This window comes from Burkholderia sp. SRS-25 (assembly GCF_004343765.1).
Lineage (GTDB): Bacteria > Pseudomonadota > Gammaproteobacteria > Burkholderiales > Burkholderiaceae > Burkholderia > Burkholderia contaminans.
In genome coordinates this window covers 40,563-53,298 of record NZ_PTXM01000010.1, presented here as the reverse complement: position 1 = coordinate 53,298, position 12,736 = coordinate 40,563, and the positions used below count along the sequence as shown (strand labels likewise).

The following is a 12,736-nucleotide window of genomic DNA, read 5'->3' as shown; positions in this document are numbered from 1 at the left end:
TGCGCGTAGTTCAATTGAAAGCGCGGGCAAACCCGCGCGTCAGAACTCCATGTCGAGTTCGTCGATGTCTTCGTGCTCCGCCTTCGCCGCATCGATCCATTCCGTCACGAACGGATGCGCGAGTACCTGCATGCAGTACTCGGCGATATCGGGCTCCAGCTTCACGTCGTAGGTCAGGAAGCGCGTGACGACCGGCGCATACATCGCATCGGCGATGCCGATCTCCGCGCCGAACAGCCAGGGGCCGCCGTATGCGGCCAGGCACTCGCGCCAGATCGTCACGATCCGCTCGATGTCGTGCTGCGCGCGCGACCAGATGCGGAAGCCGGGGAAATGCGCGCGCAGGTTCATCGGCAACGCGGAGCGCAATGCGCTGAAGCCGGAATGCATCTCGCCGCAGATCGACCGGCAATGCGCGCGGGCTCTCCGGTCTTCCGGCAGCAATCGCGCCTGCGGCCGGATTTCGTTCAGGTATTCGGCGATCGCGAGCGTGTCCCACACCGTGTTGCCGTCATGTGTGAGGCACGGCACGAGAATAGACGGCGACAGCAACAGCAGCTCCGCGCGCGACGCGGCATCGATCGGCACGCTGACCGTCTCGAACGTGAGCCCGCTCAGCTTCGCGAGCAGCCAGCCGCGCATCGACCACGACGAGTAATTGCGGCTGCTGATGGTCAGCGTCGTCTGTCTTCCGGTGACTTCCATGTCGCTCCCCTGTTCAAAACCGTTCGTGCCCCTGCACCGAAACAGACGCCAGCGGCGCCACCCGCACCATGCCGGTGCCGCGCATTCGCCGAACTGGCGCAGCACCGCACGCTGTCGCTGCACATGCCGCACGTCCGACCGGCTCGGCGACGCATCGCGCGCGGTTGCCGGGTGTCGCGTGCCGCCTGCGTCGCCGCGTTCCTGAACCGCGTGCAACGCGCGTGCCAGCCGCAAGCTGGCACATCGCTTGCCTCGCTCCTTGCAACGCGGCACAACGAGCGACAGCCATGAATCTGCTTGCCTATCCGTTTTATCAATGGTCTGCAGAATGCACGCGTCCGGCGCGCGCATGGGCCGCCGCTACCCGCGCGACGATGTCGCTGTGGCCGCCCGCCACCGCGACGCCGGCCGGCCGCATGCTCGACGCGCTGTGCGAACTGCTCGAATGCTGCGCGTTCTCGCATCGGCGTCCGCCGTTCGGCATCACGTCGATCGTCGTCGACGGCGAAACGGTGCCGATCGTCGAGGAAGCCGCTGCGGCCACACCGTTCGGCACGCTGCTGCATTTCCGCAAGGCGCGGCCGGTGGCTCGCCAGCCGCGCGTGCTGATCGTCGCGCCAATGTCCGGGCATTTCGCGACGCTGTTGCGCGGCACCGTGCATACGATGCTCGCCGACCACGACGTGTACATCACCGATTGGCACAACCCGCGCGACATCCCGCTGACGGCCGGACGGTTCGGCTTCGACGAATACGTCGCGCACGTGATCGACTTCATCCACCAGATCGGCCCGGATGCGCACGTGCTCGCGATCTGCCAGCCGACCGTTGCCGCGCTCGCGGCAGTCGCGCTGATGGCCGCCGGCGGCGATCCTGCGCAGCCCGCGAGCCTGACGCTGATGGCGGGCCCGATCGATTGCCGCGTGAATCCGACGAAGGTCAACGCGCTCGCGACGAGCCAGCCGATCGAATGGTTCGCGCGCAACCTGATCAGCGTCGTGCCGGCGGGCTTCGTCGGTGCGCAACGATGCGTGTATCCGGGTTTCGTGCAGGTCGGCGCGTTCATGTCGATGAATCCCGATCGCCATGCGGCATCGTTCGCCGACCTGTATTACCAGCGCGCGAAAGGCGACCCGGCAAAAGCCGACACGCTGCGGCACTTCTACGACGAATACTTCGCCACCGCCGATCTCACCGCGGAGTTCTATCTGGAAACGGTCGAAAAGGTGTTCCAGCAATACGCGCTCGCGCGCGGCGAGCTGACGGTAGGCGACCGGCTCGTCGAACCGGCGGCGATTCATCGCACCGCGCTGTTGACGATCGAAGGCGAGAAGGACGATATCTGCGCAGTGGGGCAGACGGTGGCCGCGCAGGAACTGTGTTCGGGGTTGCCGCCGTACCTGAAGACGCATCACGTACAGACGGGCGCAGGCCACTACGGCGTGTTCAACGGCAGCCGCTGGGAAACGCAGATCTATCCGATCGTGCGGGCGACGATTCATGACAACGAGCCGTACGATCGCACCGCGGGTGCAGACGGCAACGCGGACGGCACGCATTACGTGACGCTGCGCGCGCTGCTCGATGCGCGCGCAACCATGAACGAGGTGGCGACCGACACGCCGTCGCATCAAGCTCACTGAGGCCGGACGACGCTGAAAAAGAAACGCCCCGCCGTTGATGGCGGGGCGTGCGTTGCCGCAGCGTGCGGACGACGCGCGAGGGAGCGGCTCGCGCGTCAGCCTGCGTTACGAACAGGCCTTGCCGTGCGACGCGTGGTAGCCCTTCGCCTTCGCGTCGGCTTCCGACATGTAGCTGCCGTGCTTCGTCTTGCCGTAGTACTTGTCGGTCGAGCAGTGGTAGACCTTCGTGCTGTCGTTCGCCCACACCTTGCCCGCGCCGCCGCCCGGCGCTGCCGCGGCGGTCGTTGCTGCCGCGCTCTTCGCCGGCGCGGTGCCGGATGCAGGGGCTGCTGCGGAAGCTGCCGTCGCCGGCGCTGCGGCCGGTGCGCTCGCAGCGGCCGCCGACGATGCGCCGTACCAGGTCTTCACACCCTTGTGGCCCGCGCACGCGCCCTTCTTCGATGCGCCCGAGTAGAACGAGCCGTCCTTGCACAGACCGGTCGTGCCGGCCGGCGCGCTGGCCGGAACCTGCGCGAATGCACCGATCGACATACCCATGCCGGCGACCAGCGCGGCGATCAACATCGTCTTTTTCATAGTCCTCTCCTGATTTGCCTGAATGAAGCCTGCATTCCGGGTGTCCCCGGGAAAGTCGCGGTTACCGCACCCAGCGGCACACGCGATGGTGGTGGTGATCGAAATGACACACACGGTGCGAATGCGCTTCGGCCAGTGCCGGAGCGAGAACGGCACATGCCACTGCGGTGGCCGTCAGGATCTTCGCGATACGCTTCATGAAACTCTCCCGGGTAACTCAACCGGTGATCCGGCTGTACCTCCTTAACGCCGGTCGACGACAGGCCGTGCACCGCATCCCCCCGCAATTGACGATCTTTGACAACGTGGCGCCGTCGACGCATCGAAGCTGACGAATGTCTTTCTTTTCTTTCCGGATCTTCAGCATCGCGACCGTCAGGATCCGAAAGAATGTGACGAAGGGGAAAGCGGATCGCGGGTGCGCGCGGAGCCAGCGGAAGCGCCCGGTGCGCCATAACGAAAAAACCGCCCCGAAGGCGGTTCGTCGCAAGCGTGCACATCATGCGCGGCAGCTACGCCCCCGCCTCTCCCCACGGCGTCGGCGGCGGTACCGCGCATGGCCCCTCGACATCGATCGACGTGAAATCGGCGGGCCCGACGATCTCCAGGTACTCCATGTCCGGCGAGTAGTCGAACAGGTAGTGAACGATTCCCGGCGCCTGATGCACACAGTCGCCGGCGCTCACCAGCGTCTCCCGTTCGCCGTACATGAAGCGCGCCCAGCCCTTCAGCATGATCACGATATGGAACTCGGCTTCGTGACGGTGCCAGCCGGTGCCCGCCTCCGGTGCATGATTCGCCCGGACGAGTTGCGCGACGACCTTGCCGTTCGTCGCGGCCGCGATGCCAAGATCGCGATACAGGAAGAAGTCGCGCAGGCCTTCCCCGCGATACGCGGTGTCCTGCGGCTTCACATGGGAAAAGGCGGTGGTGGTCGGTGTGCTCATCGCGGTGCTCCTTCATCGAAAGGATCCCGCGTGACAAGCATTTAGCGTTCCAGTATGCGACGCCCCGGCCAGCCCGCGACGCCGCCTGCCGGCTTACTTCAACCGCCCCGACAGAAACTGCCCGAGCCGTTCGCTCTTCGGATTCACGAGAATCTCCTGCGGATTCCCTTCTTCCTCGATCTTCCCCTGGTGCAGGAAGATCACGTGGTTCGACACGTTGCGCGCGAAACCCATCTCGTGCGTGACGACGACCATCGTGCGGCCTTCCTCCGCGAGCTTCTGCATCACCTTCAGCACTTCGCCGACGAGCTCCGGATCGAGCGCCGACGTCGGCTCGTCGAACAGCATCACTTCCGGCTCCATCGCCAGCGCGCGCGCAATGGCGACGCGCTGCTGCTGGCCGCCCGACAGGTGCGACGGATACATGCCCTCGACGCGCGGCGCGAGGCCGACCTTCTCCAGGTACTTGCGCGCCCGCGCGATCGCTTCGTCCTTGCTGACGCCGAGCACGGCCATCGGCGCTTCGATGATGTTCTCGAGCACCGTCATGTGGGCCCACAGGTTGAAGTGCTGGAACACCATCGACAGCTTCGTGCGCATCCGCTGAAGCTGCTTCTGGTCGGCCACGCGCAGCGAGCCGTTGCGGTCGCGCGTGGTCTGGATCGGCTCGCTGCCGATCGTGATCTGCCCCGAGCACGGCTGCTCGAGGAAGTTGATGCAGCGCAGGAACGTGCTCTTGCCGGAGCCGCTCGAGCCGATGATGCTGATCACGTCGCCGGCCTTCGCCTTCATCGACACGCCCTTCAACACCTCGTTGTCGCCGAACTTCTTGTGCAGGTTGTCAACGGTAAGCTTGTACATGCTGGGTCCTTCCTTGCGAATCTTGCGAAAGCGTTAGTGGCCGCGCGGCGAGAGGTACGCGAGCCAGCGCGTCTCGAGCTTGCGGAACGCCCAGATGAGCGTGAACACGACGGCGGCGTACAGCACGGCCGCGATGCCATAGGCCTGGAACGACATGTAGGTCGCCGAATTGACGTCGCGCGTGACCTTCAGGATGTCGGGCACGGTCGCGGTGAACGCGAGCGTCGTCGCGTGCAGCATCAGGATCACTTCGTTGCTGTAGCTCGGCAGCGAGCGGCGCAGCGCGGAAGGCAGGATGATCCGCGTATAGAGCTTGAAGCGCGACATCCCGTAGGCCATGCCGGCCTCGATCTCGCCGGCCGACGTCGCCTTGATCGCCCCCGCGAAGATCTCGGTGGCATACGCGCATTCGTTCAGCACGAACGCGAGCAGCGTGCAGTTCATTGCGTTGCGGAAGAACGTGTCGAGCAGCACGTGGTTGTGCACGACCTGCAGGCTGTAGATGCCCGTGTAGCACATCAGCAGCTGCACGTAGAGCGGCGTGCCGCGGAACACGTACGTATAGAGCCACACCGGGCCGGAGATCCAGCGGTTCGACGATGCGCGCGCGATCGCGAGCGGCACGGCGAGCGCGAAGCCGAACGCGATCGACACCACCAGCAGCCACAGCGTGATCGCGAGGCCGCTGAAGCGGTAGCCGTCGGTGTAGAGATAGCTTTGCCAGTACTGGCTGACGAGTTCGATCACAGTGCGAGCCTCCGGACGCCGACGGAATAACGCTTCTCGAGGTGATGCAGCACGACGTTGGACACCGTCGTGATCGCGAGGTAGATCGCGCCTGCAGCCAGCGTGAAGAAGAAGAAATCGAGCGTGCTCTTGCCCGCGTCCTGCGACGCTTTCACCACGTCGGCGAGGCCGATGATCGACACGAGCGCGGTGGCCTTCACGAGCACCTGCCAGTTGTTGCCGATGCCGGGCAGCGCGAAGCGCATCATCTGCGGGAACAGGATGCGGCGGAACACGCGCCAGCCGCTCATCCCGTACGCGAAGCCCGCTTCGAGCTGGCCGCGCGGCACCGCGAGGAACGCGCCGCGGAACGTCTCGGTGAAGTACGCGCCGTAGATGAAGCCGAGCGTGATGACGCCGGCCACGAACGGATCGATGTCGATCTGGTCCCAGCCGAGCATGTCGGTGACGTTGTTCAGCAGGATCTGGATCCCGTAAAACAGCAGCAGCATCAGCACGAGGTCCGGCACCGCGCGGATCAGCGTCGTGTAGAAGGTGCCGATCGACTTGAGCATGCGGTTCGTCGACAGTTTCGCGCTTGCGCCGATGAGGCCCAGCACGAGCGACGCCGCGAGCGACAGCACCGCGAGCTTCACGGTTTCCACCGTGCCGGCCCACAACAGCGGGCCAAATCCTTGGAAGATCATATGAGGGATCCAGAACGATGTGGCTGGATTGTCAATAGCCATTACCCGCGCATCAAACGATATCTGCGCACTACCTGATGCAGCCTGCTCATCAAGTCGGACGCATCACGCGAAGCGGGTTGCACCCACGACAAACGCGGCGCGCACCGCAACCGATGCGCGCCGCGGGGAGAATCAACCGCCGTAGACGTCGAACGCGAAGTACTTCTTCTCGAGCTTCTTGTACGTGCCGTCCTTGATGATGTCGGCGATCGCGTGGTCGATCTTCGCCTTCAGGTCGGCGTCGTCCTTGCGCAGCCCGATGCCGGCGCCGTTGCCGAGCGTCTTCGGATCGTCGATGTCCTTGCCGGCGAATTCGAAGTTCGCGCCGCGCGGCGCCTTCAGGAAGCCGATATCGGCCTGCACCGCGTCCTGCAGCGCCGCGTCGAGGCGGCCCGACATCAGGTCCTGGTACACGCCGTCCTGGTTCTGGTAAGGCACGACCTGCACGCCCTTCGGCGCCCAGTAGGCCTTCGCGTAGGTTTCCTGGATGGTGCCCTGCTCGACGCCCACCGACTTGCCCTTCAGCGATTCGGCCGTCGGCTGCAGGTTCGTGCCCTTCTTCGCGACGAGGCGCGTCGGCGTGTTGAACAGCTTGTCGGAGAACGCGATCTGCTCGGCACGCGCCGGCGTCATCGACATCGACGACAGCACGCCGTCGAACTTCTTCGCCTTCAGCGCGGGAATCATCCCGTCGAAGTCGTTCTCGATCCACACGCATTTCGCCTTCAGGCGGGCGCAGATCTCGTTGCCGAGATCGACGTCGAAGCCGACGACCTTGCCGCTTGCGTCCTTCGATTCGAACGGCGGATAGCTGGCGTCGACGCCGAACCGGATCGTCGACCAATCCTTGGCGTGGGCACCGACCGCGATGCAGGCAAGGGCAATACTGAGCGCGAGTTTCTTCATGGCGTTCCTGTCAGAGGCGAACTGGGCTGGGTCCCGTCGGGCGGCGCCGCCGTGAACCCTTCCAACCCGGAGCCCGCCCCTTCCGGCGACACCCCAAGTTGTACATACAACTTTGCCTTTTCAGAAGGTGCGCCAGCAATCCGTGTTTATCTCTAATTGTCGGTTGAATAGGATCGTGAGTCGCAAATTTCCTTATATTTCAATTAATTGCGAATTACATCGAGCTAAACAACAGCTTTCTCCGCGCGCCGGCGCACGGCCGGACGCGCGATTTCAGTTGTCTAGACCTGCCGATGCCGCACCGCGCGGCCCGTCCGCCATGCCGACCGTTTCCAGGCCGACCAGCCGGTAGCCGAACTGCAGCTCCGTCAGCAGGTGCCGCGGGCGCGCCGGCACCGGTTCGAGCTTCTGCCGCAGGTTCGTCATGTACACGCGCACGTAGTGCGCGCGGTCCGCGTCGTGGATGCCCCAGACTTCCGCCAGCAATTGCCGCGCGGCAATCACGCCGCCGCGCGCGCGGATCAGCGCGGCGAGCAGCCGGAATTCGAGGCGCGTCAGGTGAACGGGCTCGCCGCCGCGCGCAACTTCGTGGCGGCCGAGATCGACGGTCACGTCGCCGAACCGCACGATCGACGACGATTGCCCGTCGGCCGACACGAAAGCCGCGCGCCGCAACTGCGCGCGTGCGCGTGCGAGCAGTTCGGGCACGCCGAACGGCTTCGGCAGGTAGTCGTCCGCGCCCGCATCGAGCGCCGCGACCTTCTCCACTTCCTGCTGCCGCGCCGACAGCACGATCACCGGCACCGTCGACCACTCGCGCAACTCGCGGATGAAGGTCTTGCCATCGTCGTCCGGCAGCCCGAGATCGACGATCACGAGATCGGGCTTGCTGCTCGACGCGTACATCCGCGCCTCGCGGGCCGTCGACGCCTCGCAGGTGTCGAGCCCCTCCTGTTCCAGCGCCATCCGCACGAAACGGCGGATGTCCGCTTCGTCCTCGACGATAAGTACGCGCGATCTGATCATGTCCGGCTCTCGTGTTCGATATCGGGCGGCGCGCCCAGCGGCAGGCGAATCTCGAACCGCGCGCCGTGCGGATCGAGCGGCACCGCGCGGATCGAGCCGCCGTGCGCGTTGACGATGCTGCGGCACAGCGCGAGCCCGAGCCCGACGCCGCTGATCGACGATTCCTTGCGTTCACGCTCGAACGGCTCGAACAGCGGCTCGGTGTTGCGCGCGACGAAGCCGGGCCCGTCGTCCTCGACGAACACGTACAGCGTTTCGCCGAACACACGCGCACGCACCGCCACGGCCGCGTCCGTGCCCGCGTACTTCGACGCGTTGTCGAGCAGGTTCATCAGCACGCGCTCGATCAGCAGCGCGTCGACGTCGATCAGCGGCAGGTCGGCCGGCAAGTCGGCGCTCACGTCGCGGCCGGCCAGCACGCCGGCCGAATGCGCGAGCGCGCTGCCGACGATCTCGTCGAGCATGTGCCATTCGCGATTCAGCCGCACGCCCTCGCTCTGCATGCGCGCGAGATCGAGCAGGTTCACGACGAGCCCGTGCAGCGCCTCCGCCTGGTTGCGGATGCCGTGCGCGAGCGCAGCCGGCTGCCCGTCGGCCAGCCGCCCGGGCCGCTCCAGTGTCTCGGCGAGCCCGCGGATCGCGGTCAGCGGCGTCTTCAGGTCGTGCGATACCGCGGCAAGCAGCGCGTTGCGCAACCGCTCGCCTTCGATCCGGACCAGCGTGTGCTGCGCGACGCCGACGTAGTGCACGCGTTCGAGCGCCATCGCGATCGACGAGCACAGCGCGTCGATCAGGCGACGATCGTCGGGGTCCGTGGGGACCGGCTGTGCGTCGCCGAACAGCACGAGCACGCCGCGCACGCGCATCGGCGCCTTCAGCGGCAGGTACTGCGCGGCCGCGCGCTCGAACGGCGGCATTCCGCATCCGGCGCCGCGCGCATGCTCGTAGACCCAGCGGGCGATCGGCACTTCGACGAACCGGGCGTGCTGCGCCGGCATCAGGCGATCGTCCGCATCCGGCAGCACGAGCGCGACGCGCACGCCGAGCAGCGGCGCGATCGTGCCGGTGCAGATCGATGCGATCTGCTCGGTCTCGATCGCGGCCGACAGGTCATGCGCGACCCGGGCCAGCGCCGCCGAGCGCTTCTCGTTCGCGCGTGCGGCCCGCGCCTCCGCACGCAGGCGCGCCGCGAGCTGGCCGATCGCGAGCGCGACAGCCAGCATCAGCGCGAACGTGAACACGTACTGCGTATCGGACACCGCGAACGACAGCCTCGGCTCGACGAAGAAGAAGTCGAAGCAGCCGACGCACACGAACGCGGCCCACGCGCCGGCGAGCCGGCCGAGCCGCAGCGCGATCAGCACGACGGTCATCAGGAACAGCATCACGACGTTCGACAGGTCGAACACGCGCAGCAGCGCGCTCGCCGCGAGTGTCGCCAGCGCGCACACGAGCGTGGCGAGCAGCAGCGGCGCCGCGTACTGCGACACCCATACGTGCGTGCGCGGATGCGCTTCGCGCACGGCCAGCGCCGGCTGCGTGTCGGGCCCGGCGCCCGCGATGCGGTCGGCCAGTGCCGCACACGCGCGCAGCACGCCGCGCCAGCGGTCGCGGCGCGCACCGTCACCGCTGAGGCGGGCGGCGGTGTCACGCTGCCCCGTTGCCCGTCGATTCGCTTCGCTCACGTTCACATTCACATTCACATCCATGATCGCTTCCGGCAATTGAAACGCCGAACGGCCCCGCGCACGCCATGAAGGCATGAGCGGGGCCGCGACGGCGCGTTCGGTCAGATAAACGGCGTCAACAGCATGTCGATCAGCTTGATGCCGATGAACGGCGCGATGATGCCGCCCACGCCGTAGATCAGCAGGTTGCGCCCCAGCAGCTTCTCGGCCGGCTCCGCGCGATACTTCACGCCCTTCAGCGCGAGCGGGATCAAGGCAACGATGATCAGCGCATTGAAGATCACCGCCGACAGGATCGCCGACGTCGGGCTGTGCAGCCCCATCACGTTCAGCGCGCCGAGCGCCGGATAGGTCGCGACGAACGCGGCCGGGATGATCGCGAAATACTTCGCGAGATCGTTGGCGACGCTGAACGTGGTCAGCGCGCCGCGCGTCATGATCATCTGCTTGCCGACCTCGACCACCTGCATCAGCTTGGTCGGGTTGCTGTCGAGGTCGACCATGTTGGCCGCCTCCTTCGCCGCCTGCGTGCCGCTGTGCATCGCGACGGCCACGTCGGCCTGCGCGAGCGCGGGCGCGTCGTTGGTGCCGTCGCCGGTCATCGCGACGAGATGGCCCTTCGCCTGGTGCTCGCGAATCAGCCGCAGCTTGTCTTCGGGCGTCGCTTCGGCGAGGTAATCATCCACGCCGGCTTCCGCCGCGATCGCGGCCGCGGTGAGCCGGTTGTCGCCGGTGATCATCACGGTCTTCACGCCGACCTTGCGCAGCTCGGCGAAACGCGCGGCGATCCCGTGCTTGACGATGTCCTTCAGCTCGATCGCACCGAGCACGCGCGAACCGTCGGCCACGACGAGCGGCGTGCCGCCGCGTCGCGCGATGTCGTTGACGGCCGTCTCGACCGCTTGAGGAAACACACCGCCGAGCGCATCGACGTGCGCGCGGATCGCGGAGGCCGCGCCCTTGCGCACCTGCCGCTCGCCGATATCGAGGCCGCTCATCCGCGTGCGTGCGCTGAACGGCACGGTGATGCTGCCGGCGGTCGCGGCCACGTCCAGCGAGAACCGCTGCTTCGCGAGCGCGACGATCGAGCGCCCTTCCGGCGTCTCGTCGGCGAGCGACGACAGTTGCGCGGCCTCGGCCAGCGCGCGCTCGTCCACGCCCGGCGCCGGGCGGAACTGCACGGCTTCTCGGTTGCCGAGCGTGATCGTGCCGGTCTTGTCGAGCAGCAGCACGTCGACGTCACCGGCCGCCTCGATCGCGCGGCCCGACGTCGCGAGCACGTTCGCGCGCATCATGCGGCTCATCCCCGCGATGCCGATCGCCGACAGCAGCGCACCGATCGTCGTCGGGATCAGGCAGACGAGCAACGCGATCAGCACGGTCAGGCTCACCGCCGTGCCCGATGCGTTCAGCAGCACGCTGAACTGCGAGAACGGCAGCAACGTCACGCACACGAGCAGGAAGATGATCGTCAGCGCGACGAGCAGGATCGTCAGTGCGACTTCGTTCGGCGTCTTGCCGCGCTTCGCGCCTTCGACCATCGCGATCATCCGGTCGAGGAACGCCTCGCCCGGTTGCGCGGTGATCTTCACGATGATCCAGTCGGACAGCACGCGCGTGCCGCCCGTCACCGACGAGAAATCGCCGCCCGACTCGCGGATCACCGGCGCGGATTCGCCGGTGATCGCCGATTCGTCGACCGACGCGACGCCGTCGATCACTTCACCGTCGGCCGGAATCGTGTCGCCGGCTTCGACGAGCACGATGCTGCCGGCCGCGAGCTCGTCGCTCGGCACGCGATGGCTGGTGCTGCCGAATTGCTTCGGCTCGTCGAGCACCTTCGCATACACGCGCTTGCGCGCCGCACGCAGCGCGTCGGCCTGTGCCTTGCCGCGCCCTTCGGCGAGCGCCTCGGCCGCATTCGCGAACAGCACGGTGAACCACAGCCAGCACGCGACCGCGAAGATGAAGCCGGCCGGCGCGTCGCCCGTGCCGGTCAGCGCCTGCAGCCACAGCACGGTCGTGACGATGCTGCCGAGATACACGACGAACATCACGGGGTTCTTCAACTGCACGCGCGGCGCGAGCTTGCGGAACGCCTCGCGCAGCACGGCCGTCCAGCGCATCGGCGGCACGTCGCCGACCGGCATCGCCACTGGATTGATCGGGGTTTCGATATGGGACATGAGTGACTCCGTGGTTCCTGCTATTGCTTCGCGCCGGCCGCATGGCCGAATGCGCGATCCAGCGCGAGGTTCAGGTCGAGCACGCGCACGCGCGGTTCGCCGAGCACGCCGAGCTGGCGCGGCTGGGCGATCCGGTCGACGAGCGCCGTGACCTGCGCGGCATCGACGCCGCGCGCCTGCGCAACCCGCGCCGCCTGCAGCCGCGCGTTCGCGACCGAGATCTCGGGATCGAGCCCGGACGCCGATGCGGTCACCGCATCCGCCGGCACCGGCGTGCCGGCGGCGAGCGAGTTCTCCTGCCGGTAGGCACGCACACGCTGTGCAATATCCGCGAGCAGCTTCTTGCTCGTAGCGCCCTGGTTGCTCGCGCCGCTGCCGGCCGCGTTATACGGCTGGTCGACCGTCTTCGACGGATCGGCCGGATCGGTGCCGACCGTCGCGCTCGGCCGCCCGTGGAAGTAGCCGGCACGCGTGAAGTTCTGCCCGATCACGGCCGAGCCGACCGTCGTGCCGTTGCGCTGCACGAGACTGCCGCGCGCCTGCGACGGGAACAGCACGTTCGCGACGCCCGTGGTGAGCAGCGGATACGCGACACCGGTGACGAGCATGAACAGCACCGACGACGCGATCACGGGCCGCACGAGGCCGCGCGTCGCCGCGCCGAACGAAGAACCGGGTGCCGGCGCGGCGGCGGCCGCTGCCTGGCGATTGCCTTGCATCATG

General features: G+C 66.9%; 13 protein-coding genes. 1 reads left to right on the top strand and 12 read right to left on the bottom strand.

Features of this window, described 5'->3' with window-relative positions; all coding sequences use genetic code 11:
• Window positions 1–39: 39 nt before the first annotated feature.
• A complete protein-coding gene (locus C5O79_RS15270) occupies window positions 40–705 on the bottom strand; it encodes a glutathione S-transferase family protein (RefSeq protein ID WP_122477344.1) in 666 nt (221 codons plus the stop codon).
• 287 nt (window positions 706–992) lie between these two features.
• On the opposite strand from C5O79_RS15270, the gene phaZ reads away from it, so the two are divergent.
• Window positions 993–2,348, top strand: coding sequence for a polyhydroxyalkanoate depolymerase (gene phaZ / locus C5O79_RS15265; protein WP_122475113.1), 1,356 nt, complete (start codon window positions 993–995; stop codon window positions 2,346–2,348).
• 105 nt (window positions 2,349–2,453) lie between these two features.
• Here phaZ and C5O79_RS15260 read toward each other — a convergent pair whose 3' ends face one another.
• The 11 genes from C5O79_RS15260 to kdpC all read right to left on the bottom strand — a co-directional run bounded on the left by C5O79_RS15260 (window position 2,454) and on the right by kdpC (window position 12,735).
• Window positions 2,454–2,924 (bottom strand): DUF3761 domain-containing protein, encoded by a 471-nt coding sequence (locus tag C5O79_RS15260; RefSeq protein WP_039344907.1) that lies wholly within the window; start codon window positions 2,922–2,924, stop codon window positions 2,454–2,456.
• A gap of 61 nt (window positions 2,925–2,985) precedes the next feature.
• On the bottom strand, window positions 2,986–3,123 hold the full coding sequence (locus C5O79_RS38565; protein ID WP_167347852.1) for an HHHH-motif protein: 138 nt from the start codon (window positions 3,121–3,123) through the stop codon (window positions 2,986–2,988).
• 313 nt (window positions 3,124–3,436) lie between these two features.
• Window positions 3,437–3,871 carry a cupin domain-containing protein gene (locus tag C5O79_RS15255; RefSeq protein WP_105817172.1) on the bottom strand — a complete coding sequence of 145 codons (435 nt, stop codon included), beginning with the start codon at window positions 3,869–3,871 and terminating at the stop codon, window positions 3,437–3,439.
• Window positions 3,872–3,964: 93 nt separating this feature from the next.
• A complete protein-coding gene (locus tag C5O79_RS15250; RefSeq protein ID WP_041493635.1) occupies window positions 3,965–4,732 on the bottom strand; it encodes an ATP-binding cassette domain-containing protein in 768 nt (255 codons plus the stop codon).
• Window positions 4,733–4,765: 33 nt separating this feature from the next.
• Window positions 4,766–5,479, bottom strand: a complete 714-nt coding sequence (locus C5O79_RS15245; RefSeq protein ID WP_046549412.1) for an ABC transporter permease — start codon at window positions 5,477–5,479, stop codon at window positions 4,766–4,768.
• Window positions 5,476–6,165, bottom strand: a complete 690-nt coding sequence (locus tag C5O79_RS15240; protein WP_041493367.1) for an ABC transporter permease — start codon at window positions 6,163–6,165, stop codon at window positions 5,476–5,478. Before C5O79_RS15240 ends, C5O79_RS15245 begins: the two co-directional genes overlap by 4 nt.
• A 174-nt stretch (window positions 6,166–6,339) precedes the next feature.
• Complete coding sequence (locus C5O79_RS15235; RefSeq protein ID WP_046549411.1) at window positions 6,340–7,113, bottom strand: ABC transporter substrate-binding protein; 774 nt, start codon at window positions 7,111–7,113, stop codon at window positions 6,340–6,342.
• A gap of 273 nt (window positions 7,114–7,386) precedes the next feature.
• Window positions 7,387–8,139, bottom strand: a complete 753-nt coding sequence (locus tag C5O79_RS15230) for a response regulator (protein WP_047851694.1) — start codon at window positions 8,137–8,139, stop codon at window positions 7,387–7,389.
• Window positions 8,136–9,848, bottom strand: a complete 1,713-nt coding sequence (locus C5O79_RS15225) for a DUF4118 domain-containing protein (protein ID WP_122477341.1) — start codon at window positions 9,846–9,848, stop codon at window positions 8,136–8,138. Before C5O79_RS15225 ends, C5O79_RS15230 begins: the two co-directional genes overlap by 4 nt.
• An 80-nt stretch (window positions 9,849–9,928) precedes the next feature.
• Complete coding sequence (kdpB, locus tag C5O79_RS15220; protein ID WP_205746232.1) at window positions 9,929–11,953, bottom strand: potassium-transporting ATPase subunit KdpB; 2,025 nt, start codon at window positions 11,951–11,953, stop codon at window positions 9,929–9,931.
• 80 nt (window positions 11,954–12,033) lie between these two features.
• Window positions 12,034–12,735, bottom strand: a complete 702-nt coding sequence (gene kdpC, locus C5O79_RS15215) for a potassium-transporting ATPase subunit KdpC (protein ID WP_205746231.1) — start codon at window positions 12,733–12,735, stop codon at window positions 12,034–12,036.
• Window position 12,736: the final 1 nt, after the last annotated feature.